Raw genomic sequence first — 26636 nt, forward strand, 5'->3', positions numbered from 1 at the left:
TTTGTATACCCTCCTAAAGTAATTTAAGGAGGTTTTTTTATGTTCAGTTTTAGTTTATTGTTACAAGGATTTTCACTAGAGGAAGGACTGAAGGGGATAAGTTCTTTTATTTGGGGTCCACCACTTTTAATACTTTTAGTAGGAACAGGAATTTATTTAACTTTGAAATTGGGGCTTTTACAAGTATTTAGATTACCTCTTGCTTTAAAGTATGTTTTTTCAAAAGATGAAGAGTTTTCTTCAGATAAGGCAAAAGGAGATGTTTCAAGTTTTGCTGCATTATGTACAGCTTTATCGGCTACTATAGGAACAGGTAATATAGTTGGAGTAGCGACAGCTATTAAAACAGGAGGACCTGGAGCATTATTCTGGATGTGGATTGCAGCTTTTTTTGGAATGGCTACAAAATATGCAGAAGGAGTTCTTGCTATAAAATATAGAAAAGTTGATGAGTCAGGTAATATGTCAGGTGGACCTATGTATTATATAGAAAAAGGTCTAGGAATCAAATGGCTTGGAAAGATATTTGCATTATTAGGAATAGGAGTTGCATTTTTTGGTATAGGAACTTTTGGACAAGTTAAATCTATAGCAGATGCAGCTAAAATTAGCTTTAATGTTCCGATAGTAGTTACAGCTATTATAGTAACAATTTTAGTAGCACTTGTAACACTCGGAGGGATAAAGAGAATATCTAAAGTTTCTGAAAAGGTAGTTCCTTTAATGGCAGGCTTATATATTGTTGCTGTATTATTAGTTTTAATACTTAATTATAAGGAAATACCAGGGGCTGTTTCATTGATTTTAGAAAGTGCATTTAATCCAAGAGCGGCTTTTGGTGGGGCAACAGGTATAACAATTACAATGGCTATTCAAATGGGAGTAGGAAGAGGTGTTTTTTCAAATGAAGCAGGACTTGGTAGTGCGCCAATAGCTGCTGCAGCTGCAAAAACAAATTCACCAGTTAAACAGGGGCTTATATCAATGACTGGTACCTTTTTTGATACTATTTTAATATGCACAATGACTGGACTTGTTATTGTTGTAACTGGGGTTTATTCAGCAAGTGGTTTAGAAGGTGCAGGTATGACAACTGCAGCATTTCAGAGAGGTTTACCATTAGAAATTTTAGGGACTTATATAGTTAATATAGGGCTTATATTTTTTGCTTTTACAACTATACTAGGATGGAATTATTATGGTGAGAGATGTATTGAGTATCTTATGGGAATACAATCTGTTAAGTATTATAGAATAATATATATAATGTTGGTTGGAATTGGGGCATTTCTACCACTTGGAACTATATTTATTATTGCGGATATAGTTAATGGACTTATGGCTCTTCCTAATTTAGTTGGGATAATAGGCCTAAGAAAAGTTGTTGTTGAGGAAACGAACAATTTTTTTCTCGAACTTAGCAGTAAGCAAGAAATATGTTAAGGGAATTTAGTTTAAGAGTTATCTAAAAGAAGATAGCTCTTTTTATTTTGTATATATTTATTATTTTAAATGTTAAAGTTTTCACTTGTGATATCGATAATATATCTAAGTGTATTGTAATTTAAAATAGCTGATATATTTGTAAGGGGGATCTAAAGTGAAAAACAAAAAGAATTTAAAAAGTATTAGAAGTAAAGTAAAACTATATGTTCTTGGAATTTCAATACTGGCTCAAATAGCAATTGCTTTAGTTATGTATTTTCAAACTAATAATGCTATAAGAAATAATCAATCGATAGAAGAAGCAATGAGAAATTTAAGACTTACAGTATTAATTTCAATTTTAATAACTATAGGAGTTAGTATTATTTTAGCTAATATTTTAGGGAAAAGTATTAATAATAGTGTTGTTACTTTAAGAAAAATAATTAATAATATGGCTGAAGGTGATTTTAGTGAAACTGTTCATTTAGAAAGTGGAGATGAGTTTGAAGCTTTAGGAAATGACTTAAATATAAGTATTGAAAGTATAAAAGCACTTATAGGAAATATAGATAAGAATGCAGATATATTCCTTGAAGCAGCTAAAAATATAGCTTCTATGGCAGAAGAAACAACAGCTTCTACATCTGAAGTGGCCAAAGCCATAGAATCTATATCAAGAGGAGCTATAGAACAATCTAATAATGCGCATGAAAGCGTTAACTCAATGGAAGCTCTATCAGTACAACTTAGCGATATAGCATTTATAAGTGATAATATGAGTAAGTCATCAGAACAGTCTAATAAAATAATTGAACAAGAAGGTAAGGCTGTTATAGAAGCTTTAATGGATAAGTATACTAGAAGTAAAAAGAATTCTATGGAATTCCATGATGTTGTTTTAGATGTATCTGAAAGTACAAATAAGATTAATGTTATTTCAAATAGTATATCTCAAATTACAGAGCAAACAAATTTACTTGCTTTAAATGCTAGTATTGAGGCTGCTAGAGCTGGAGAGGCTGGAAGAGGATTTGCAGTAGTTGCAGAAGAAATTAGAAAACTTGCTGAGCAATCAAAAACTTCAACAGAAGAAATTAAGAGAATAGTAGATGAAGTTAGTGTTAAATCTTCAAAGGCTACAGGTGCTATTGAAGAAAGTAATGTTGTTATGAAAGAACAAGAAGAAGCAGTTTTAAGAACTAAAGAGATATTCGATAAGATTTGTGTTGATATGGATGGAGTAAATAAGAGCTCATTTGAAATAAAGAATTTTGTTGATTTTATAAATGTAAATAAAGATACTGTAGTTTCTGAAATAGGTGGTATTGCATCTATATCAGAACAAGTAGCAGCAGCAACTGAACAGGTTACAGCTTCTACACAAGAAGTAAGTGCTACTATGGAGGGACTTAGTGATTCAACTGATAATCTAGAAGAAATTGCAATGGATCTTAGATCAGAAATACATAAGTTTAAATTATAAAATAAAAAGTTATCTCTTTTGAGATAACTTTTTATTTTTTTATTATTGGATTATAACTAAATCCAAGTCTTAGATAATCATGGTTTAATAAATTTAAGAAGTCACCCCACATAATAAAATGATGTCCATTTATATACTTAGATTTTAAAGACTTATTTTTTATATCCTTATACAAGTAATTTCTTATAGTAGATTCAGATAATTTAGAATTAAATTTATACTTGCAAATAAATGATAATTGTTTTATTTCCAGAAAATCATCTGGATTTTTGTTAAGCATTAGATATCACCTATATTTATTGTTTAGAAACAGCTTTTTCAACAAAAAGTTTTTATTATTTATTTTATAGTGTCTAGTAGTATAATATAATAATAGTATATGTAGAAATAACATAATAGCTAATGGATTTGATTAATTATTAAAAGAAAGTTATTTATTATTTTAAGACTATGGAGGAATTAAATTGGACGTAAATAAAACTAGAGAGGAAGAATTTATAAATTGGTATAATTTTTATAAGCTTATAAAAGATAAAGATATACTAGATGAAAATGAAGTCGCTTTAGCAATAGTTAAAATAAATTTTGCTATGGAAAGATTTATTGAAAATAAAGAGCAACTTGAGGAAATAATATTTGTTCAGGGAATAAAAGATGAAACTTTATCACAAAGAAGAGAAACATATACAACAAATGGTCGTTTGTATATGCCAAGAGATATTAATTTAAATAAGGGTATGAAGACAAATGAGGAATATAAAGCATACATATATTCAGTTGTTAAAAAGATAGTAGAACAAAATATTGATCTTTATTTAGGAGTTGCAGAACATCTTTTAAGGGAAGATGAAATTGAAGCAATAAATAGATTAACAAAGACTTATTCAGAGCATGAAGACCTTATAGATAGATTATTAAAACTTTTATATCTATTTAAAAACTCAGAAACTAAGAAATCAAGAAAAGATGATATAAAAAGTTATTTAAGATATTCATTTATAAGAGGAGAGGTCTCTATAAATTTAGCAATAGATGAGGTTTTAGAAACTTTAGTTAAGGATGAAGTTATTTATTGTGATTGGACAGGCAGTTATTCAGTTATAAGTGAAGAAAAGAAAATTGTAGATAATAGAGTAGCTATGCACTTAAAGAGAGTAACATCAGCAGAAAAAAATGAATTCATAATATCTACTGTAGAAGAGGTATTTAAAGAATTATTAAATGATAGAGATTTGGAGAATATTCCAGTATCTATTGATGTGGAAGGAAGAAAGATTTGTCAGAGCCAAGGTAGCGGAATGATAAAGCTAGATAGTTACATTAAAGAAGATAGAGATATAAGAAGAGGCTATTATGTTTTAAATACTAAACAGTATGAAAATATAATTTTCTGGTATGGTAAGAGAAAAGCAGAACTTGATTTAAAAGTAAAATATATAATAGCTTATTTAAATGTTATAGAAAAATTAAAGTTTGAGTGGAGAAAAGATCCAGAAAGATTAGAATTTTTAAGAGAACAAGAGATAAACAGTAAATATGTCATAAAAAAAATAAAGGCAGAAATTGCAAATGGATTTAATAAAGGTGGATATATTTATAGAGGGGAAGATAAAAAAATAGAGCTTAAGGGTGATAATAAAGAGATATTAAATTATTTTATAAATAAGATATCTAATTAAAAAATATCCACTTAGATTTAAAATCTGAGTGGATATTTTTATTGTTTTAAGTAATAGTTATTCTATACTAATATTATTAAAACTTTATATTTCATTAAAAAGCTTTTCTATTCTTTTTTCAGGAATAATCCAAAGCACTATAATTATAAAGTAAGTTATTATTCCAACTATTGGGTAGAAATTTGCTAAGATAACACCTAAAATACCCACGCTTAAAGTTATATATATTTTATAATAATTTTGAAATGTCTTATATATTTTTGAGTCTTTTCCGTCTGCTTGCATTAAGGATCTAAGTAATAGATAGTACGCAAAATTACCTAAGGTAAAGATAATACCATAAAACATTTCTGGATAAACACTATTTATATGTTCACCAAGCCATGAAGTTGAGAAAGGTAGTAATGAAGTCCAGAAAAGAAAATTAATATTTGCCCATAAAACCTTCCCAGTAACTTTTTGCGCTATTTGAAGCATATGATGATGATTCATCCAATAAAGAGCAAGTACTAAGAAACTAAGTAAGTAAGCTAAAAATTTATATCTCATATCCCAAAGACCATCTAAACTTACTGTACTTGGTACTTTAAAATCTAATACTAAAATAGTCATTATAATAGCAATTACAGCATCCGTAAATGATTGTAACCTATCTTTATTCATTATTATACTCCTTTTATTAAATTTTTGTTAATATATATAATAGAATTATATTATATATGAAAATTTAATAAAATAATAGACAAATTTTTCATAAAAAAGACTTAGGAAGAAATAATTTTATTATTTCTTCCTAAGCCTAAATTTATTATATTAGAAAGCCCAGTTTCCGTTATCGAATATCTTTATTGTTTCTGAATTTTCTAAAGTAGCAACTATTGATAAGTCAGCTGTTCCTATCATAAAGTCAACATGAGTTAATGAATCATTTGCACCTTCTTTTGCAAGTTCTTCATCTGTCATATTTTCTCCATCTTTAATACATACAGAGTATGCTTTACCAAGAGCAAGGTGACATGATGCATTTTCATCATATAAAGTATTAAAGAATATAATACCTGAGTTAGAGATAGGAGAATCATGCGGAACTAAAGCTACTTCTCCTAAATGTCTTGCACCTTCATCTGTATCTAAGAGATGCTTTAATGTGTCATAACCTTTTTCAGCTGTGAAATCTACAACTTTACCATCTTTAAATGTTAATGAGAAGTTATCTATAAGATTTCCAGCATAGTTAAGAGGTTTTGAGCTATATACTATACCATTAACACCTGTTTTTAAAGGAAGTGAGAAAACTTCTTCAGTAGGCATATTAGCTATAAATTCAACTCCTGAAGTATTAACTTCAGCTCCACCAAGCCATAAATGATTCTTAGGAAGTTCTAAAACAAGATCAGTTCCAAGACTATTTGTATAGTGAAGGGACTTAATTCTCTTTGAATTTAAATAATTCATTTTTTCTTTTAAAGTATTTTTATGTTCTTCCCAAGCAGCAACAGGATCTTCTTTATCGATTCTAACTATTTTAAATATTTCATTCCAAAGCTTTTCAACTGCTTCTTCAACTGAAACATCTGGGAATATTTTTTTAGCCCAGCCTTTAGTAGGAATTGAAACTATTGACCAAGAGTTTTGATTACTCATAAGCATTTCGCTGAATTCTCTTGATGAAATACTTGAAGCCTTTCTAAATGTTGAAACTTTTTTAGGATCTACATCCTTTAAAAGTTCTGGATCTGAAGCAGAGATACTTAAGAAAGCAGCTCCTTTCTTAGCATAGCTAAGTCTAGAATCTCTAACCCACTCAGGAACATTTTCAAATACTTCTAAAGGAGAGTATTCATATTTTAGTTTTCCTGTAATTTCATCACTCCAGTGAACAACTACTTCCTTTGCTCCTTTTTTATAAGCTTCTTCTACAAGTTTTCTTGTAAAGTTAGCACATTCTATAGGAGAGTTTATAACAAGAATTTGATCTTGTTGTACATTAACACCTATATTTACAGCAAGTTTTGCATATTTATCTAATAGTAAATCAAAGTTTTCTATCATAAAATCACACCTTTCTTTAATCGATATCAGTTATTTATTATTACTATTATAATAAATAATTATTATTATCACAAATATAGATTAATACCTATTAGAGATAGTTTAAGCTATAATAAAGCTATTATTAATATTTTCTATGTCTTTCCTTATTTTTATAATAGATTTCCTTAAGATCATCATAAACTCTATCTCCATAATCAGAGGTACAACCAAAATCAATCAAATAGAATTTCCCATCTATAATTCCCCAAGAACGAGCAGAAAATATATCTTCTCTATATAGATAAAAATTATTTATTAAGTAATTTAAATCACGTAAGATATATTTATCATCTATAAATTTTTCTGGATTAACAAATCCCTGTTTCTTTATAATTTTATTATATGGCATAGCCCTAGCCATGATTATAATCCTATCATTAGAATAGTAGATAGGACATAAATATTGTTTAATTCTATCGGAGCAGTTTGCATATACATATCTTTCAACAAAGTTTTGATGGTAACCATCTTCGTTTTTAGCAACTTTAATAACATATTTGTCATCTAAAGCAAATACTTTTCTTGCAATTCCTTCTCCTAGAAATTCATAATTTCTCATAAATTTTTTTATCGAACAGTTATTTAAATATTTTATTGACTCTGAATTAAGCCTCATTTTTATCTCCTAGTTAGTTCTTCTAATTTAAAATATGATGAAAGGTCTAGTAAAGTAACTATATATAGATAATAATTAAATTTAAGTTTATAATATAAGTATTAAAATATATTTAAACTAAGGAAAAATATATTAAAAATGCGGACATTGAAAAGAGGGTTTAAAATTGAATAAATTATTAGATAGTTTTTTAGAAAAAGGAAAAGAAGTAGTTAATGAAGGCCAAGTGGCTTCATATATACCAGAACTTGCAAAAGCTGATAAGAATGATTTAGGAATTTGTGTAGTTACACTAAATGGAGATGTTTATAAGTCAGGAATGGCTGATAAGAAATTTACTATACAAAGTATATCAAAGGTAATTTCACTTATGCTCGCTATTTTAGATAATGGAAGAGAAAATGTATTTGAAAGAGTTGGAGTGGAACCAACAGGAGATAGTTTTAATAGTATAGTTAATTTAGAAATAAGAGATAGTGATAAGCCTTATAATCCTATGGTTAATTCAGGTGCGATAGTTACTACATCTTTAATAGCTGGGGAAACACAGGAAGAAAAATTTGAAAGACTTTTAGCTTTTACAAGAAAAGTTATGGGTAATGATAATATAGGAATAAATGAAGATGTTTATTTATCAGAAAAAGAAACAGGAGATAGAAATAGAGCACTTGGTTATTTCTTAAAGAGTAGTGGATTCTTAAAAGGTGATGTAGAAGAAGTTTTAGATTTATATTTCAAGCAATGCTCAATGGAAGTAACAACAGAAGATCTTGCTAAATTTGGAGCTATGCTTGCAAATGATGGAGTTCTTCCTTGGAGTGATGAAAGAATTATATCAAGAGATGTATGTAGAATAGTAAAAACTATAATGGTTACTTGTGGAATGTACGATGATTCAGGTAAATTTGCTGTACATATAGGAATCCCTGCAAAAAGTGGAGTAGGTGGAGGAATTATGGCATCAGTCCCAAGAAGAATGGGTATAGGAGTTTATGGACCAGCACTAGATTCAAAAGGTAATAGTGTCGGAGGAAAACATATTCTAAAGAATCTTTCAGATGAAATGGATTTAAGTATTTTCTAGAAGGATTATAATAAAATATTAAAATGGTAAGAATAATTAACTAGTGTTAATTAAATGGAGGATAAATAATGGAAAGACTACTTATATTGGATGGGAATAGTCTATTAAATAGAGCATTTTATGCTATACCTACGCTTAGTAATAAAGATGGTGTGCATACTAATGCAGTTTATGGATTTTTAAATATGTTATTTAAAATGAAAGAAGATATAAAGCCAGATTATATAGTAACAACATTTGATAGAAAGGCACCTACTTTTAGACATTTAGAATATAAAGATTATAAAGCAGGTAGAAAAAAGATGCCTTCAGAGCTTGCAGAGCAATTTCCAATAGTTAAAGATATGTTAGAAAAACTTTCAGTAACTATTTATGAGATGGATGGATTTGAAGCTGATGACCTTATAGGAAGCCTTGCAAAATATGCAGAAGGAGAAAGCTTAGAGGTATTTATAATGACTGGAGATAAAGATGCTCTTCAATTAGCTACTGATAATACTAAAGTTTGTATCACTAAAAAAGGTGTATCAGAAATTGAGTGTTATGATGCAAAGAGAATGATTGAAGAATTTACTGTTACTCCTACACAATTTATAGATGTTAAAGGTCTTATGGGAGATAAATCAGATAATATACCGGGGGTTCCAGGTATAGGAGAAAAAACTGCTTATAAGCTTATAAATACTTATGGTTCAATAGAAGAAGTATTAAGAAATATAGATAATATTAGTGGTAAGAAGATAAAAGAAAACTTAACAGAATATAGTGAACAAGCAATATTCTCAAAGAAGCTTGCTACAATTAATGTTGATGTTCCAATAGATTTTGACCTAGATGAAATTAAGTCAAATACTAGTTATGATATAGATGGACTTAGAAAGCTTTATACAAAGCTTGAAATGAGAATACCAGAAGAAAAGCTTGCAAAGCTTGCTGGTACAGAAATAGAAGAAAAACCTAAGGAAAACTTAAAAGTAGAAGCAATAGAAATAACTGATTCAAAAGGTCTTAGAGAGCTTAAAGAAAATTTATCAGATGAATTATTTATAAGATTTACAAGTAAAAATGCTCATATGTATTCTACAATTGAGTTTGATAAAATATTTATTAATAGTAATGAAAAAAATTATGTTTTATTTATGGATACTATTTTATCAGATAATTTATTCTCAGATGCAGAAGCAAAGCCAATACTTAAGGAAATCTTTGAAGATGAAAAAACTAAAAAGATATTATATAATTCAAAGCTTGCACTAAAAATATTATCAAGATTTGATATAGATATTAAAAATATTAATTTTGATATAGAGCTTGCAGCTTACTTACTAGACTCATCAAAGGGAGAATATCCCATTTTAGATTTAGTAAAAATATATTTAGAAGAATATCCAGAATTTGAAGAAAAGGATATAGAACTTGTATCACTTTACTATATGCCAAAGCTTACTTTAAAGCTTAAAAAAGCTATAGTAGAAAAGAAGATGGAAAAGCTTTTATATGAAATAGAGCAACCACTTGCAAGAGTTTTAGCATCTATGGAGGAAATAGGATTTACAGTAGATAAATCAATGTTAGATGATCTTTCAGTTAAGTTTAAATCTGAACTTGATAAGACTCAAGCAGAAATATTTGAGCTTGCAGATGAAGAATTTAATATTAATTCTCCAAAGCAACTTGGTAAGATTCTATTTGAAAAATTAGATTTACCTCCTGTTAAGAAAACAAAAACAGGATATTCAACAAATGCTGAAGTTTTAGAAAAATTAGCTGATAAACATCCAATAGTAGAGAAAATAATCTATTATAGACAATTAGCAAAAATATATTCAACATATGTTGAAGGGCTTAAAGCAGTTATAGATGAAGATGGAGCAATTCATTCAAGCTTTAATCAAACTATAACAACTACAGGAAGACTTTCATCAACTGAACCTAATCTTCAAAATATTCCTATAAAATATGAGATGGGAAGAGAAATAAGAAAGGTATTTAAAGCAAGAGGAGAAAATCAATGTATTCTTTCAGCCGACTATTCACAAGTTGAGCTTAGAATTCTTGCTCATATGTCAGATGATGCTAATATGATAGATGCGTTTAATCATCATTCAGATATTCATACAAAAACTGCTTCAGAAGTATTTAATGTTGCAATAGAAGATGTTACTCCTCTTATGAGAAGTAGGGCTAAGGCTGTTAACTTTGGAATAGTTTATGGAATTAGTGATTTTAGCCTTGCTAAAGATTTAAATATTAAAAAGAATGAAGCAAAAGAATATATGGACATTTATTTTGATAGATACCCTAATATAAAAGTATTTATAGATAGTGTCTTAGAAGAGGCTAAAACTAAAGGGTATGTAACTACTATGTTAAATAGAATAAGATTTATACCAGAAATATCAGCATCTAATAAGATGGTAAAAGCTTTAGGGGAAAGACTTGCTATGAATGCTCCTATACAAGGAACAGCAGCTGATATTATAAAACTTGCTATGGTAAATGTATTTAATAAATTAAACGAAAGAAATCTAAAGAGTAAGCTTATATTACAAGTACATGATGAACTTATCTTAAATGTTTATAATGATGAACTTGAAGAGGTTAAGACTATAGTTAAAGAAGAAATGGAAAATGTTATAGATCTTAGCGTATCTTTAGATGTAGATATTAACGTAGGAAGTACATGGTATGATGCAAAATAGGAAGGTGAAGATAGGTTGATTAAAGTAGGGCTTACTGGCGGAATATGCTCAGGTAAGAGCACTATTTCATTAATGTTAAAAGAAGCTGGATTTAAAATTATAGATGCAGATATAATAGCTAGAGAAGTTCTAGATAAAAATCCTAATATATTAAAAGAAGTTAAACTTAATTTTGGGGAAGGTTTCTTTGACTGGAGAGGGGATTTTAGAAGAAGAGAATTTGGAAATCATATTTTTAGATTTCCAAAGGAAAGAAAAAAATATGAAGATATTATCATGCCATATATAAAAAATGCTATAGATGAAGCTTTAAGTGAATATGAAAAGCAAGGTGAAAAGCTTGTTATATTAGATGGGGCTACACTTATAGAACATGGATATAATGAGAAAATGGATATGATGGTTTTAGTGTGGATAAAGTTACCTATACAAATTCAAAGGCTTAAAGAACGTGATAGACTTACTCAAAGTGAAGCAGTTAACAGAATAAACTCACAGTGGAGCCTTGAAAAGAAAAGAGACTATGCTAATTTAATAATTGATAATAATGGTAATCTTATAAATACTAAAGAACAGGTGGATGATTTAATAGATTTTTTAAAATTATATGAAAATTAGGAGTTTAAAATGAAAAAAGCATTTAAATTATTATTTTTAATAGCTTTTGCGTATTTAATACTACAAGGGAGCATGATTTTAGTTAAAGGGGTGCTATTTCCATTAAAATATACTAATTATGTTGCAAAGTATAGCAGGGAATATAATGTTAATCCAATGCTTGTTATGTCTGTTATGAAAGCAGAAAGTAATTTTGATGAAAGTGCAGAATCTAGAAAAAATGCAAAAGGTCTTATGCAAATTACTAATACTACTGGTAATTGGATAGCAGAGCAATTAGGTGAAGAAAATTTTGAACCCAATATGCTTTTAAACCCAGAGATTAGTATAAAATTTGCTTGTTGGTATTTAAATAATTTAAATGAACAATTTCATGATGAAGGTCTAGTTATAGCAGCTTATAATGCTGGTAGGGGTAATGTTGAAAAGTGGCTTAGCAATCATGAATATTCTTCAGATGGCAAAAATATAGATAATATACCATTTAAAGAAACAGATAAATACGTTAAAAAAGTAGAAGCATATAAAAATATATATACAGCTCTATATAAATAAGAAGAATTTAAGGACACTATTGATAGTTAAGGCTATGAGTAGTGTCTTTTTTTACTTTCAAATCATATAATTAATAAAGCGATATTTTGAGGGAAGATATGAGTAAGAATTTTGATTATAGTTCAAATGAAGTTTCAAAAGAACTTGAGCATGCTCTTAAAGAGGCAGTTAAGATTGGTGAAGGACATAATGGAGTAGTTTTTTTATTTAAAGATGGAAAGACTATTAAATTTTTTAGAAGGCCTAGATCTTGGAAAGATGAGTCTTATATACTTAAGAAAGTTAATGGTTCGAAGTTTTTTCCTAAAGTTTATGAAGTTGGTAATAACTATATAATTAGAGACTATGTTCCTGGAGTTAGACTTGATAAATATCTTAGAAGAAATAAAGTAGATGAAGATTTAGCTCGTGAACTTTATAAGATGGTTATTGAATTTGAAAGATTAAAATTTAAGAGACTTGATATAAGATGTAAAGATATATTTTATAATCTAGAGACTAAAAAAGTAATGATAATAGATCCAAAGAAAAATTATAGTAGGAAATTATCATATCCAAGACATTTAATGAAGGGACTTGAAAAAAGGGGAGAGCTTGAATATTTTCTAAGGGTAGTTACTAAGATAGATAGTAAAAGAGGAAAGTATTGGAGAGAAAAAATAGAAAAATATTTTATGAACTATAAGATAAAGTAAGATTAGTTGACAACAAAATACTTGAAGGTAAAATTATATATATGACAATAAATTTTGGGGGAGATTTTAAATGAGAGATAACTTCAAGTTTAAAGATAGTGACGGAAAAGAAATAAATTGTTATAAGTGGACTGGAGATTTTAAGCCAAAAGCTATTATTTATATAGTTCATGGAATGACAGAAACTGCTTTAAGATATGATTATGTAGCTGAAAGATTAGTTAATGAAGGCTATTATGTTTACTCACATGATCATAGGGGACATGGCTTTACTGATAAAGAAGAAGAAAACAGAGGTTATATAGCTGACAACGAAGGATTTGATTGGTTAGTTACTGATGTTAAAGAACTTATTGAAAATACTAGAAAAGAAAATACAGGAATAGAAGTTGTGTTATTTGGACACAGTATGGGATCATTTGTTAGTCAAAGATATTTAGAAATGTATGGACAAGAAATAGATAGAGTTATATTATCTGGAACAAATGGAAGACAGAAGTCTATTGCAATTCTTGGAATTATGATAGCTTGGGTAGAAATGAAGATTAGAGGAAGAAAACATAAGAGTAAGCTTATGGATAAACTTATTTTTGGTAATTTTAATGATAGATTTAAGCCAAGTAGAACTGAGTTTGACTGGGTTTGTGCAAATGAAAAATCAGTAGATGAATATATAAGTAGTCCTGATTGTGGATTTGTATGTACAACTTCTTTTTATTATGATTTAATGAGAGGAACAAGAGCAATACATAAAAATGGAGAGCTTGCTAAGATTAAAAAATCAACAAAGCTTTATATATTTGCTGGTGATAGTGATCCAGTTGGAGAATTTGGTGAGGGGATTAAATCTTTAGTAAAGGATTTAAAAGCTAATGGAGTTAGTGATGTTAGTTATAAATTATATAAAGATGGAAGACATGAAATGCTAAATGACTCTAATAGAGATGAAGTTATAGATGATATGATTAACTTTCTTAAGACTAGTAATTAGTTAAGATAAACTATACTTATGTAATGTTTTAGAGTATATTAGATAGTATATTTAGAAACAGTAGGTGTAAAATGGAGAAAAAAGATAGATTAATAGACAATTATATAGATAAAGGTGAGAAAGCTCATGATGCTGGAGAGTTTATAAGAGCTCTTAATTATTATTTAAGAGCAGAGGAATTTTTAGGCGAAGAGGGAGATGTAGATCTTAGCATTAATATAGCCTTATTATATGATGAGCTTGGAGAGATAGAAAAAGCTAAAGAAAATTATAGAAAAGCTATAAGTATAAATTCTTATGAGGCAAGAGCCTATTATGGTCTTGCTGTTATGTATGATGAAGAAGAAAATTATCCTAAAGCTATAGAAAATTATAAAAAGGCAGTTGAAATTAATCCTGTCTATGATAGAGGAATTTTCTTTTTAGCTAATGCTTTAGATCTTAATGGTGATAAAGATGAGGCAATAGTTTGGTATAAGAAACTTTTAGAGATTTGTCCTGATGATTTTTGGGGAAATATGAATCTTGGTTCTATATATGAAGAAAAAAATGATATAAATAATGCTTATAGGATGTTTTCTAAAGCCTTAGATATAAATAAGGATAATTATATGGCTCTATATAATATGGGAGTTATTTATAAGAAACTAAATCTTATTGATAAAAGTAAATCAATGTATATAAAATCAATAAAAAAGAATCCTGGTCATGCTGGTAGTTTTCTGAATCTAGCAGTTATTTATAAGGAAGAGGGCAATCTAGATAAAGGTATAGAAATATTATCACAAGGAATACAGTATAATCCAGAATCAGAATTTCTTTTTTATAATAGAAGTTGTTTTTATGCTTTAAATAATAATGTGGAAAAAGCTATTAAGGATATAATAAAAGCAGTGGAGTTATATAAAGGATTTATGAAATATATTTATAAAGATGAAGAACTAAAAGTAGTTAGAGAATCAGAAGAATTTAAAAATTTCTTAATAGAAAATAATATTTGTTAATATAAGGAGTTGTCTAAGAATAGATAACTCTTTTTTATTTTGGATAAAATTTTTAATAAATATATATAAGTATAAATAGATTGAATACCTTAAGGAAACACTAAAGTTTAAAGGATGAAATATTATTTGATGAAGGGAATGAATAGGGTGAAATTTAAGATTATTAAATTTAAGAATGAATTAAGAAAAGCAATTTTGCTCCCTATAGCAATCTTAAGCATTTCACAATCAATATTATTTATATCTTATATAGTTTCTAGATATTTAAATACTGACAATTTTTATATGAGTTTTTTAACTTATTTTGTTTTTATTTTAGAATCATTAGTGAAAATTATATGTGAAAATTCTGCTTTAATTTTAGGTTTTTCAATTGTGATGAATTTTTGTAAAGCAGATGTTTTAATGGGAATTATATTTGTCGTTGGATTTATTATTAATAATATGATTATATCTATTGTAGCGAATATTGGATTAGATAATTTAGCTAGTCCTATGTGTAAAATGGTCTTATCTGTTCCAAGCTTAGATACTGGTATAGTATTAGTTTTATTTTGGAGCATAGTGGTTATATATATTAGTAAATATGTAGAGCATCTAAAGAAGAAGGATAGAAATTATTATGTTTTAAGTCTAGTTATTGCTTTTATTTCTTTTGCTATTGCAGGTTTTATAGGAGTTATTTTTGGATTAGCTTGGCCTATTATTCAAGAAACTATTTTTAATTTTTCAAAGTTCTTAATTAATAGTAAAAATATCTTTGTACCATTTATATATGGATTTATAGATAGGCTTTTAAGTCCATTTGAGCTTGAATACCTTTGGGAAAATTCATTTTTAAATATATCAGGTGAGTATATAAATAATCTTGGTCAAATTGTTACGGGAGATTTTGCTGTATTTTTTAAACAACTTACTGAAAAGCAGTCATTTATATTTGGACATTATATGGCTGGAGAATATATTTGTAAGATGTTCTCACTTCCGTTTATAATTCTTGCAATATATAAAAAAAGAAAAGATGAAAATGATTTTGATAAGATATTAATTGTTATAGCTATATTATGTTTTTTACTAGGAGTATCAAGACCTTTAGAACTATTTTTATTAGTTTTCTCTCCTTTAATTTTTATAATTTATTGTTTAATATCAGCGATAGCCTTTCTTATTTTAGCTTTATTTAATATAAATATAGGAATTTTATTTTCAGGTGGACTTATAGAATTTATTATTTTTTCATTAATACAGCAAAATTTAAATGTTCTAAAACTATTAGTTTTAGGTGTTGTTTTTGCAGCTATTTATTATTTTTCTTCATTACTTATTATAAAAAAGAATAAGATAAAGTTCTTTAAAGGTGAAAAAAACAATAGCAAGAAAGATGAAGAGATAGTTAAAGAGGAGCTTGTAAAAAAGAAAAAAGATAAGATAGTAGAAGATGTATATATAAATTTTTTCTCCCCTGCGAAAGGAAAGCTCGTTGAATTTGATGAAATAAATAATAGGATTTTTTCTTCAGGAATTATGGGAGATGGTTTTGCTTTTTATGTTGATGATGAAAAGATAAGAAGTATATATAGATTCAAAGTAAAGAAAATATTAGAGGAGAATAAGGCTGTAATTTTAGAAACTAAAAAAGGGATAAATATTATTATGAAGATAGGTGTAGATATTAAGTTCTTAAGTGCTAAGGCTTTTGAAATTAAAGTTGAAGAAGGAGACTTAATTCAAGAGCATCAAGTTATTTGGAGTCTCAATAAAGAAAAAATAGATGGAGATTTAAAACTTGCTGTTGCATTTACAAATCTTAAGAAAAATCAGAAATTACAATTTAATGCAGGACATATAGAGTCTATGGAGAGAAATAGGATAAGACTTAAGATAAAGTAGCCTTAGTAAATTTTGAGTTTTACATAATTTATATTATAATTATATATAGAACAAAAGCCTACAATATAATATTATATTGTGGGTTTTATTAATTAAATGTATGATATTTGACTTATAGATATAAATTTGGCTAATAATCTATAAGAGATGTGAAAAGTAGTGCCTAAATAATTAGGAGGATGATTTTTTGAAGAAAGTTATTATAGCTGAAAAACCTTCTGTTGCTAAGAATATAGCAGATGCGTTAAAGATAAAGTCAAGAAAAGATGGATATTTTGAAGGGAATGAGTATTTAGTTACTTGGGCTTTTGGACATCTTCTACAACTTTATGATGCTAAAGATTATGATGAGAATATGAAGGGATGGAGAATGGAAAAGTTCCCTTTTATCCCAGAAGAATTTAAGTATAAGATAAAAACAGATTCTGCTAATAGAGCTATTACAGATAAGGGAGCAGAAAAACAAATCAATATAATTAAGTCTTTAATAGATAGAGATGATGTTGATGGAATAATATCTGCTACTGACTATGATAGAGAAGGGCAAGTTATTTCAGATGAGCTTTTTATTTATTTTAATGAGAGAAAACCGGTTTATAGACTTCTTTTAAATGAATGGACAGCTAAAGAAGTTGAAAAAGGAATGAAAGCTTTAAAGCCTAATGAAGAAATGAAATCTCTTCAAGATGCTGGGATAGGTAGACAATGGGCAGATTGGATTATAGGAATAAACTTAACATCTGTAGCTACTATTAGATATAAGCTTAATGATAATAGTATTTTAAATATAGGTAGAGTACTTCTTCCAACTTTAAAAATTATATATGATAGAGATAAAGAAATTGAGAACTTTAATGCAACTAGCTATTATAAGATGCTTGCAAGTTTTAAAAATAGTGAAAATAAAGAATTTGAAGGACTTTATTATGAAACTAATAAAGAGGGAAAGCTTGATGAAAAGTTTGAGGAAAAGGAATATTTAGATAAGATTGCTAAAGCTATAAAGTCTGAAAGAGTAGAAGTTGTAGAGAAGCAAACAGAAAAGAAAAAAGAATATCCACCATTTTTATTTAATTTATCAAATTTACAAGGACATATAACAAGTAAATATAAAGGATGGACTTCAGATAAAGTTTTAAAAGTTGCTCAATCACTTTATGAAAAGAAATTTATTACTTACCCAAGAACAGGTAGTATATGTCTTGAAGAAAGTTTAGTTGATAGAACTAAAAAGGTTTTAGAAACTCTAAAGAGAGATCTTCCATATGAAAATGAGATTAAGTTTATTAAAAATAAGAGAGTATTTGATAATTCTAAGGTAGAAAGCCATAGTGCTATAGTTCCTACATATGTTAAACCTTCAGGACTTTCTAAAGATGAAATGATAGTTTATTCTGCAGTTAAGAATAGATTTATAATGCAATTTATGCCTGTTGCTGAATTTGAAGAAACTAAGATAACTTTAAAAGTTAATAAAGAAGAGGCAAAAGGAGTATTTGTATCAAGAGGAAAGGTTCAACTTGTAGAAGGCTGGCGAAAAGTTGAGAGCATTGAAACTAAAGATACTATACTTCCTATGGTATCAGAAAAAGAAATGCTTGATATAATAAAAGTTAGTGTAAATAAAGTTACTAAGAAACCACCAAAGTTACATACAGAAAAAACTCTTCTTAGAGTTATGGAGACTTGTGGAAAGAGCTTTAAGAAAAATGATAAATCAAATAGTGATAAAGATATAGATAAAGATTCTGAAAATAATGATTTAGTGTCAGAAGAAAATTCAGATGAAATGATGGCTGCTATACTTAGTGGATTTAGTATAGGAACGCCAGCAACTAGAGCTGAAACTATAAAGAAGCTTAAAGATATAGGATATATACAAAGTAAAGGTAAGAGTTTAACAACAACAGAACTTGGTAGAACAATAGTAGAAATTTTCCCAGCAAGAGAACTGTTAGACCTTGAATATACAGGAAAGCTTGAAAAAACTTTATCAGATATAGAAAAAGGTAAAGTTAAAAAAGAAGATTTCTTAAATCTTATAAAGAACTTTACTATAAATGCTGTAAAACTTATAAAAGAAGATAGATCATTACTTCATAAATTTAAAGTTGAACTTCCAGAAGGAAAAGAAGAAATAGGTAAGTGTCCTGTTTGTGGTAACTCCGTAATAGAAGGGGAAAAGGGATTTGGCTGTGTTAACTGGAAAAATGGTTGCAAATATACTATTTGGAAAGATGATAAATATATAACTTCCTTTGGTAAAAAGGTAAGCAAAGAAATGGTTGCTCTTTTACTTAAAAATGGGAAAGTTGGATTTAGAAATTTAAAGAGTAAAAAAGGAAATTTATTTAGTGCATATTTTAGATATGAATTAAATGAAGAAACAGGTTATTTCAACTGGAAAATTGAATTTATATAAATTAAATAATTTAATTTTAAGAAGGTATACAGATTATTAATAATAGTTTGTATATCTTTTATTTATTATAAAAGATATTTTAAAGAAATTAATTCTTAAAAACTACTTTTGTTAGATAATAATTAAAGTTATATTATTTTATTAATAGAATTAATTTCTATAATAGAATTTATTTAATAGTTAACAATTTACTGTATTTGAATAAATAATATGTAAGGTATATACTCTAAATAGCATTTTTGTAAATATAGGAGAAATATTAATGAAAAAAGCAATTATAGGTATAATTATAGCAGTAGCTGTTATTGGAGGAGCATGTTATGCATTTGCTGATAGTGTAGCAAATAGTTCAGCTTCTGGAGAAGTAGCATCTACAGTTGGTAGTGCAATTTATAATAATAATACAAAGCCTGAAGCACAAGCCAATAAAACACAACAGGATGTTGCTAATAATTTAAATACATCAAGTAGTAATAGTGATGTAAAATCTAGTGTAGATAGTAATAGTGCTAATAATAGTAAAGGAAGTAGTAGTACTACAGAAAATACTGATAGTAAAAAAGTAATATCTACAAAAACTTCAAATAATAGCATAAAAAATCAAGGCTCTTTAAGCTTTGATTTACAACCAAAGAATTCACAATCAAATGTTAAAGCAACACCACTTACAAGTGCAGAGCTTTCTAAGTTTATAGGAACTTGGACTGTAGGAAAAGCTGTAGGATATAATGGTGGAGGTTCAGCTTATGGCTTTGAGGGGATTAAGAATCTTCCAGGAAAACAATTTACTATAAGTGAACATTCTATAGATTATTTTGGGACAAAATATAATATTACAAATTATTATATGACAAAACAAAGTCCGTGTAATCCTGCATATGGAAATCCAGGGTTAACTGGAGCTGTACCAGGTAATCCTTTAGGTCTTGAAGATGGATATCTTACTTTACTATCAGCATCAACTAGTTCAGAAGATCCTAGTATAGCTAGTCTTAATAATATGGATTCTTCTAGTATTCCAGTATCATTTTTAGTAGTTGGGAACAATTTATTAGTTAATGATGCAGGAGCATTATTTATAGCTACAAGAAATTAAAAGTAATAAAAATCGGTATGTACAAATTTGTATATACTGATTTCTTTATTCTATAAGTTTTATATAATAAGAAATTTATGTATAAACTTAGAGTATAGTTTATATAGCTCTAAGTTAGCTTTTAGGATATTATTTTTTATGTCTGAATAAGAGTTTAATATTATTTCCTAAAATAGCTAAAGGAGTATTAGGGAATAATTTTCCTGAAATAAATATAGCGATAATCACAATAATTATAGCTAAGATATCTTTATAATCCATAATTTTCACCACCAAAATAATTTTAGATTAGTAAATTAACTAACAATATATGTAAATTATAACTTGATATATAAATAAAAACCATTATAAATAATAATGTTTATAATGGTTTTTATAATAATTATTTTAGCCTCTTGGAGCATACATAATAATTAAAACTCCTATTAGTGCAACAAAAGCTCCGATTAAATCAAATTTATCAGGAATTATATTATCAAATTTCCATCCCCATAAAAGTGATAGAACAATGAAAATACCACCATATGCAGCATACACTTTACTAAAATTATCAGTTTGAGGTTGTAATGTAGGTACAACTCCATAAATTATTAATAAAAGAGTACCTAAGAGTCCATACCAAAGGCTTTTTCCTTCATGTAACCACAGCCAAATAAGATATCCTCCACCTATTTCAAAGATACCTGCTATTATAAAATAATGATTTTATTATTTGCATAGATAAATCTCCTTATATTTTTATACTTATGTAGTTTAACATAAAGACTTATAATTTTTAAATATAGGTACAAAAAGGTATAAAATAGTAAAAAAATAGAATGACTTTTAAATTTTCTGAATAGTTATAAATTAATATAAATAAAAATAGGTGTGATTTTATGAATAAAAAAATATTTTTTATAATATTAGCAAGTAATATACTAGTAGTAATGTTTATATTATATTTTGTAAGCTCTCAAGAAAAATGTGTATTTAGTGCTAAAAATGATATGTGGGATTGTAATTATACTTTAACTAGAGTAGAGAAGAAAAAAGTAAAGTGTAAGTTAGAAGCTAAATATTTAGGAGATTTAAAGGAACTTGCTAGTTATAAAAAAATAAAAATAGTAAAAAAAGTGGGGGATAAGAAAAATATATTAATTTCTGATATAAAGGCAGGAGAATGTCAAGGACTATTTACATTAAAAAGTCTTTATAAAGAGAGTGATATTGAAAATGAAATAAAAGATAAAAAAATAATTGTAGATATTCAGTTAGGAGATAGTGATAAGACTAGTGTTGAACTTGTTAATAAAGAAAAATAAAAAGGTACGTTCTTTAACGTACCTAAAATATAAAAAATTAATTTTCGTAATCAAAAGTAAAGTTATAGCTAATATTAACAAAATCTTTATTAGCTAGATTTACATCTTTTAATGGAATAGTAAGTAAAACTCTAACCCCATTAAGAGCTTTTAATGGTTTTTCTATAGGAATACTAGGAAATAGTTCTTTAGTAACTACTGCACCATTAGCATCCTTTAAAGTTAGATTGAAATTTTTTATGGATTTAATATCTTTTGAAGTAGTATTTAATAGATAAGAGTCTATAACTAAATTATTATTATTTGTACTTATTGTATTAACTATTAGATTTAAGTTGTCAGCCTGGGTACTAAAGTTTGAGTTCGTATATAAAATATCTTTTTTTTTACTTGAATCAGCTTTAGCTATAATAGAATATACAGAAATAAGTAAAAAGCTTACTAATAGTGTTATAGCAATATTTTTAAATATTTTCATAACTATTTAACCTCCTAAATTTTCATATATTGCTATTATGGCTTATAGTTGAGTTTTTTATGTAAGAGTAGGAATTTTAGTGTAAGAAATTTATATTAAGTATAAAAAGGGACTGTCTCAAAGTGGAATTAGATTCCATCTTTAGAGGCAATCCCTTTTTTTGCGTTTAAACGACTTTTTATAGATTTTGTTTAAAATATAAGTATGCAAAAAACAAACAAAACCTATGATATAAATTTAACCATAAATACAGAAAATATTCTAGAAAAAAATTGTATGGTGAGGACGCTAAATTACTTTATAGATAATTTAAAAATAAGAAAGGATTTAAGTAATCTCTACAAAAAAGGTAGAAATCCAGCGGTAGAACCAATTACTATGCTAAAATTAATAGTTTATGCTTACATAAAAGGGATATATTCTAGTAGAAAAATAGAAGATGCGTGTAAACGAAATTTAGATTTTATTTGGTTATTAAAAAATTTAAAACCGCCTACACGAAATACAATATGCAGATTTATAAAAAAAGTATCTCCACTTATGAAGAAAATACTTAGTAAGTTTGTTGATTATCTTTCATCTATTGGTGAAATTAACTTTGAAAATATCTTCATTGATGGTACTAAAATAGAGGCATATGCTAATAAATATTCCTTTGTGTGGAGAAAGTCCATAGAGAAATCTAAGGAAAAATTACAAGAAAAGATTAAAAATCACTTTTTACTTTATGGGGTTTCTGTTAATGATGATTATTTATATTGCCTATTAATTTTGCAAAAATATTTAAAAGAAATGATAAGTAATGAAGCTATTAAATTTGTTTATGGCAAGGGTAAACGGAAATCACCCGTTCAACGAGAATATGAAATAATAACTGAATATATAGAAAAACTTGAAAGGTATTGCACTTATGAAAAAATCTTAGGAAAAAGAAATAGTTTTTCTAAAACAGATACTGAAGCCACATTTATGAGAATGAAAGAAGATCACATGCTAAATGGACAATTAAAACCGGCTTACAATATACAAATAGGAGTTGCTTCTGGATATATAGTAAATTTTATGGCTTCTCAAGAAAGAACGGATGTTAATACGTTAATTCCATTTCTAGAAGATACATCTAAATATCATAAATATAAAAATATAATTGCAGATGCAGGTTATGAAAGTTTAGAAAATTATAGATATCTAAAAGAAAATGACTATAAATCATATATTAAACCTAATAATTATGAAATAAGAAAAAAAAGAAATTACAAAACCAAAGTAAGCAATATTGATAATATGACTTATAGCCCTAAAGATAATAAATACATATGTGCTAATAACGTAACTTTAAGTTATAAATATACGGGGAAACGCAAGAATAAAAGTGGTTTCGAATATATTGTAGATATTTATGAAGCAGAAGACTGTAGTAACTGTGAATTTAAATCATTATGTAAAAAAACTAATAGAAATAAAACAATTCAAGTAAATAAAGAATTTCAATTAATGAGAAAAATATCAAATGAAAACATAAAATCTGAATATGGTATTAAACTTAGGACAAACAGATCAATACAAGTTGAAGGTGTCTTTGCATTGATAAAAGAAAGTAGAAAGTTTAGAAGGTTTTCATACAGAGGATTAAAAAACGTTGAAACGCAATTTTTATTAATTTCATTAGCACATAATATGATTAATTATATTAGCAAAAGAGATACAGGTAGATTAAAAAAGCACTTATTCTAACATTTTTTCATATTTATTCAAATGGGTATTTCTAATACCTTTATTTATCATGCATAAAAATCAATTAAAATAAAAGGAACCGTCTCACTCTTCCAAATTGTGGTATTATGAGACAGCCCCTTCTTCTTAGTGTAATCCAACTATGCTAGATAATACACTATATAAAAGAGGTGCAAGAATAACTACTGAAAGACCAGCAACCCCTATTGATAATGAACTCATAGCTCCTGTTGTTTCAGAAATTGTAAGTGCTTTTGATGTTCCAACAGCATGTGAACAAGTTCCAAGAGCTATTCCAACAGCAACTTCATTTTTAATTTTAAATATCTTTAAGATAAATGGATAAACTATTGCTCCTGTTATACCTGTTACAATAATAGCAACAACTGTTACTGGTACGACTCCACCAAGTGATTGTGAAACTTGCATACCTATAGGTGTTGTTATTGATTTAGGCATAAGTGATCTTATAAGAGCAGGATTAAGTTTTAAGAAGTAACTTAGGAAGAATATATATATAATACCTATTCCACTTCCAAAGAATATTCCTGTAATTATAGGAACTAGGTGTTTCTTTAATAAGTTAATTTGCTTATAAAGTGGAACTGCAAGAACAACTGTTGCTGGTTGAAGTAGGTCAGTTATAAATTGTCCACCTTTATTAAATGTTGTATAGCTTATTTTAAATGTTAATAAATATATAATGACTAAAGCTATAGCGATTAGTAATGGATTAAGTAGTGCTATCTTTGTTTTTTTGTTAATTAATATTCCGATTTCAAAAGCAAATATACAAATCATAATACTAAATAAACTACTATCTAAAATACTGCTCATCTAACTTACCTTCTTTCCTTTATTTTTATTCATAAGTTTCATAACAAATTGAACTATTATTCCTGTTGAAGCCATAATGACCATTGTTGATGTAATTACAATTATTAATAACTTAGTAATATTACCTTCTAAGTAACCAAGAGCATTTAATAATCCAACTCCTGCTGGTATGAATAAGAAAGCAAGGTGATCTAATAAGAAAGTTGAAACATTATCAACTTGTTCAACTTTAAGGATTTTAGTACATAATAAAATAAGTAGAATAATCATTCCTAATATATTACCAGGTAGTGGTAAATGTAAGGCTGTAGAAATAAATTGTCCTACAAAATAGATAGCTAGTATAATTAGCATTTCACGTAAAAGTTTCATTGGTTCCTCCCTAGTTTTTAAGTAAATTAAATATTTTATGTAAAAATTATATCCATACTAATTCTATTATGATTATACCAATTTGTATAGTGTAATGTAGGCTTGTACACATAAAAATCAGTGGAAAATATGGTATGTCGTTGTATTATGAATAAATAAAAGCTTCAAGATTGATATTTATTTATAATACTCGTTTTTATTATATGGGTTAAAAAAAATAGGCAAAAAATTAACAATATAAATTTTGCCTATTTAAATATAATTTGATATTATAATAGATCTATATTATTTTGCTTGCAGAGTTCCATCATTTCTTCATCCCAGATAGAAGCTTGAACCTCTCCTATATGAGCTTTTTGAAGGAAAAACATACAAATTCTAGATTGTCCAATTCCACCACCTACTGTATATGGAAGTTCACCATTTAAAAGTTGAGTATGGAAAGGAAGATTTTTTCTATCTAAACAATCTGAGAATGTAAGTTGTTTTATTAAAGCTTCTTCATCAACTCTTATACCCATTGATGAAAATTCTATAGCCCTATCAAGAACAGGGTAGTAGAATAAGATATCTCCATTAAGTGTCCAATCATCATAATCAGGACTTCTTCCATCATGTTTTTCTCCTGATAGTAGAGGGTAGCCTATAGAACTTATAAATACAGCCTTCTTCTCACGGCATATAGCATTTTCCCTTTCTTTACCACTAAGATTTGGGTACATATCTTCAAGTTCTTGTGATGTTACAAAGAATATTTCATCAGGAAGATTTTTAGGGATAGAAGGATAAAGTCCACAGATATATTCTTCTGTTTGTTTAAAAACATTAAATATTTTTTTAACTATGTTTTGAAGTGTATCTGTATTTCTTTCTTCTTTCTTTATTATTTTTTCCCAATCCCATTGGTCAACGTAGATTGAATGTAGATTATCAAGATCTTCATCTCTTCTTATAGCATTCATATCTGTATATAAACCTTCATTATATTTAAATCCGTATCTTTTTAGGGCACTTCTTTTCCATTTAGCAAGAGAGTGAACTATATCAACTTGTGAACCTTCAATTGCCTTCATATCAAATCTTACAGGTCTTTCTTTTCCACTAAGGTCATCATTAAGTCCTGAACTTTTTAGAACAAATAAAGGAGCAGATACCCTAGTAAGTTTTAGTTCCTTTGCAAGTGCAGTTTCAAAAAAGTCTTTTAATTGTTTTATTGCTATAGCTGTTTCTTTTAATGATAAAATTGATTTATAGTTTTCTGGTAAGATAAGTCCTTTTTCAGTTATCATAATAAATTACCTCCAAATTAATATTTTAAATAAAAAAAGACCTTCCACCCTATAAAAATAGGGCGAAAGGTTTCCGCGGTGCCACCTAAATTGCTTAAATTAATAAGCCTACTCAAAAAGTACAGTAAAAAACGATACTCTCCTAAAATAACGGTAAGGCTCCGTCTAAGTCTACTAAAACTAAAGTTCTTTCGATTAGAAGCTCAAGGATGTTATTCATAAAAGTTTTCTTGTAAGACTCCCACCATAACTTACTCGCTTTAAA

Annotated in this window: 25 protein-coding genes and 1 other annotated feature (1 of these 26 cut by a window edge); of the genes, 15 read left to right on the forward strand and 10 right to left on the reverse strand. The window is 27.4% G+C overall.

The features are described 5' to 3' along the window. The first annotated feature begins 39 nt into the window (after positions 1-39). Both BN8917_RS07115 and BN8917_RS07120 read left to right on the forward strand, forming a co-directional pair. On the forward strand, positions 40-1443 hold the full coding sequence (locus tag BN8917_RS07115; protein WP_066872527.1) for an alanine/glycine:cation symporter family protein: 1404 nt from the start codon (positions 40-42) through the stop codon (positions 1441-1443). Between the two features lie 157 nt (positions 1444-1600). Continuing rightward, positions 1601-2911, forward strand: a complete 1311-nt coding sequence (locus BN8917_RS07120) for a methyl-accepting chemotaxis protein (protein WP_066872530.1) — start codon at positions 1601-1603, stop codon at positions 2909-2911. 31 nt (positions 2912-2942) lie between these two features. On the opposite strand, the gene BN8917_RS07125 is transcribed toward BN8917_RS07120, so the two are convergent. Then, positions 2943-3191, reverse strand: a complete 249-nt coding sequence (locus BN8917_RS07125; RefSeq protein WP_066872533.1) for a hypothetical protein — start codon at positions 3189-3191, stop codon at positions 2943-2945. A 184-nt stretch (positions 3192-3375) separates the two neighbouring features. On the opposite strand from BN8917_RS07125, the gene BN8917_RS07130 reads away from it, so the two are divergent. Beyond that, positions 3376-4590 (forward strand): hypothetical protein, encoded by a 1215-nt coding sequence (locus tag BN8917_RS07130; protein WP_066872536.1) that lies wholly within the window; start codon positions 3376-3378, stop codon positions 4588-4590. An 84-nt stretch (positions 4591-4674) separates the two neighbouring features. Here BN8917_RS07130 and BN8917_RS07135 read toward each other — a convergent pair whose 3' ends face one another. The 3 genes from BN8917_RS07135 to BN8917_RS07145 all read right to left on the reverse strand — a co-directional run bounded on the left by BN8917_RS07135 (position 4675) and on the right by BN8917_RS07145 (position 7300). Beyond that, positions 4675-5253 (reverse strand): TMEM175 family protein, encoded by a 579-nt coding sequence (locus tag BN8917_RS07135; protein WP_066872539.1) that lies wholly within the window; start codon positions 5251-5253, stop codon positions 4675-4677. Positions 5254-5403: 150 nt separating this feature from the next. Next, positions 5404-6642: an aminopeptidase gene (locus BN8917_RS07140; protein ID WP_066872540.1), complete on the reverse strand. Its 1239-nt coding sequence runs from the start codon at positions 6640-6642 to the stop codon at positions 5404-5406. Positions 6643-6766: 124 nt separating this feature from the next. Next, a complete protein-coding gene (locus BN8917_RS07145) occupies positions 6767-7300 on the reverse strand; it encodes a hypothetical protein (RefSeq protein WP_066872541.1) in 534 nt (177 codons plus the stop codon). A gap of 166 nt (positions 7301-7466) precedes the next feature. Between BN8917_RS07145 and glsA the strand changes: the two genes are divergently transcribed. The 10 genes from glsA to BN8917_RS07195 all read left to right on the forward strand — a co-directional run bounded on the left by glsA (position 7467) and on the right by BN8917_RS07195 (position 20357). Further along, positions 7467-8384 (forward strand): glutaminase A, encoded by a 918-nt coding sequence (gene glsA, locus BN8917_RS07150; protein ID WP_066872544.1) that lies wholly within the window; start codon positions 7467-7469, stop codon positions 8382-8384. A gap of 68 nt (positions 8385-8452) precedes the next feature. Next, positions 8453-11086 (forward strand): DNA polymerase I, encoded by a 2634-nt coding sequence (gene polA / locus BN8917_RS07155; RefSeq protein ID WP_066872547.1) that lies wholly within the window; start codon positions 8453-8455, stop codon positions 11084-11086. Positions 11087-11101: 15 nt separating this feature from the next. Continuing rightward, on the forward strand, positions 11102-11704 hold the full coding sequence (gene coaE / locus BN8917_RS07160; RefSeq protein ID WP_066872550.1) for a dephospho-CoA kinase: 603 nt from the start codon (positions 11102-11104) through the stop codon (positions 11702-11704). 9 nt (positions 11705-11713) lie between these two features. Then, complete coding sequence (locus BN8917_RS07165; protein ID WP_066872553.1) at positions 11714-12259, forward strand: lytic transglycosylase domain-containing protein; 546 nt, start codon at positions 11714-11716, stop codon at positions 12257-12259. Positions 12260-12357: 98 nt separating this feature from the next. Then, positions 12358-12954, forward strand: a complete 597-nt coding sequence (locus tag BN8917_RS07170; protein ID WP_066872555.1) for a hypothetical protein — start codon at positions 12358-12360, stop codon at positions 12952-12954. 70 nt (positions 12955-13024) lie between these two features. Next, positions 13025-13945, forward strand: coding sequence for an alpha/beta hydrolase (locus BN8917_RS07175; RefSeq protein WP_066872558.1), 921 nt, complete (start codon positions 13025-13027; stop codon positions 13943-13945). A gap of 71 nt (positions 13946-14016) precedes the next feature. Then, on the forward strand, positions 14017-14949 hold the full coding sequence (locus tag BN8917_RS07180; protein ID WP_066872561.1) for a tetratricopeptide repeat protein: 933 nt from the start codon (positions 14017-14019) through the stop codon (positions 14947-14949). A 114-nt stretch (positions 14950-15063) separates the two neighbouring features. Continuing rightward, complete coding sequence (locus tag BN8917_RS07185) at positions 15064-16839, forward strand: PTS glucose transporter subunit IIA (RefSeq protein ID WP_084748528.1); 1776 nt, start codon at positions 15064-15066, stop codon at positions 16837-16839. Between the two features lie 187 nt (positions 16840-17026). Beyond that, a complete protein-coding gene (locus tag BN8917_RS07190) occupies positions 17027-19261 on the forward strand; it encodes a type IA DNA topoisomerase (RefSeq protein ID WP_066872569.1) in 2235 nt (744 codons plus the stop codon). 262 nt (positions 19262-19523) lie between these two features. Further along, positions 19524-20357 carry a hypothetical protein gene (locus BN8917_RS07195; RefSeq protein ID WP_066872572.1) on the forward strand — a complete coding sequence of 278 codons (834 nt, stop codon included), beginning with the start codon at positions 19524-19526 and terminating at the stop codon, positions 20355-20357. A gap of 129 nt (positions 20358-20486) precedes the next feature. Here BN8917_RS07195 and BN8917_RS14700 read toward each other — a convergent pair whose 3' ends face one another. Both BN8917_RS14700 and BN8917_RS14045 read right to left on the reverse strand, forming a co-directional pair. After that, complete coding sequence (locus tag BN8917_RS14700; protein ID WP_265327635.1) at positions 20487-20618, reverse strand: hypothetical protein; 132 nt, start codon at positions 20616-20618, stop codon at positions 20487-20489. A 126-nt stretch (positions 20619-20744) separates the two neighbouring features. Next, positions 20745-21050, reverse strand: coding sequence for a YnfA family protein (locus BN8917_RS14045; RefSeq protein WP_084748530.1), 306 nt, complete (start codon positions 21048-21050; stop codon positions 20745-20747). A 185-nt stretch (positions 21051-21235) separates the two neighbouring features. Here BN8917_RS14045 and BN8917_RS07200 point away from each other — a divergent pair, with 185 nt between their 5' ends. After that, positions 21236-21661, forward strand: coding sequence for a hypothetical protein (locus BN8917_RS07200; RefSeq protein ID WP_066872576.1), 426 nt, complete (start codon positions 21236-21238; stop codon positions 21659-21661). Positions 21662-21698: 37 nt separating this feature from the next. Here BN8917_RS07200 and BN8917_RS07205 read toward each other — a convergent pair whose 3' ends face one another. Further along, complete coding sequence (locus BN8917_RS07205; protein ID WP_066872579.1) at positions 21699-22139, reverse strand: hypothetical protein; 441 nt, start codon at positions 22137-22139, stop codon at positions 21699-21701. A 204-nt stretch (positions 22140-22343) separates the two neighbouring features. Between BN8917_RS07205 and BN8917_RS07210 the strand changes: the two genes are divergently transcribed. After that, positions 22344-23873 carry an IS1182 family transposase gene (locus BN8917_RS07210; protein ID WP_084748467.1) on the forward strand — a complete coding sequence of 510 codons (1530 nt, stop codon included), beginning with the start codon at positions 22344-22346 and terminating at the stop codon, positions 23871-23873. Between the two features lie 126 nt (positions 23874-23999). Here the strand turns inward: BN8917_RS07210 and BN8917_RS07215 are convergent, their stop codons facing one another. The 3 genes from BN8917_RS07215 to asnA form a co-directional block, all read right to left on the reverse strand. Continuing rightward, positions 24000-24710, reverse strand: a complete 711-nt coding sequence (locus BN8917_RS07215; protein ID WP_066872582.1) for an LrgB family protein — start codon at positions 24708-24710, stop codon at positions 24000-24002. Next, the gene (locus BN8917_RS14495; RefSeq protein ID WP_066872585.1) at positions 24711-25082 is read right to left on the reverse strand and encodes a CidA/LrgA family protein; all 372 of its coding nucleotides are present in this window, start codon (positions 25080-25082) and stop codon (positions 24711-24713) included. Between the two features lie 269 nt (positions 25083-25351). Next, positions 25352-26371, reverse strand: a complete 1020-nt coding sequence (gene asnA / locus BN8917_RS07225; RefSeq protein WP_066872588.1) for an aspartate--ammonia ligase — start codon at positions 26369-26371, stop codon at positions 25352-25354. Positions 26372-26426: 55 nt separating this feature from the next. Then, positions 26427-26636 (reverse strand) — a binding site (T-box leader); it runs 39 nt beyond the window's last position.

The organism is Clostridium mediterraneense, assembly GCF_900091705.1.
GTDB lineage: Bacteria > Bacillota > Clostridia > Clostridiales > Clostridiaceae > Sarcina > Sarcina mediterraneense.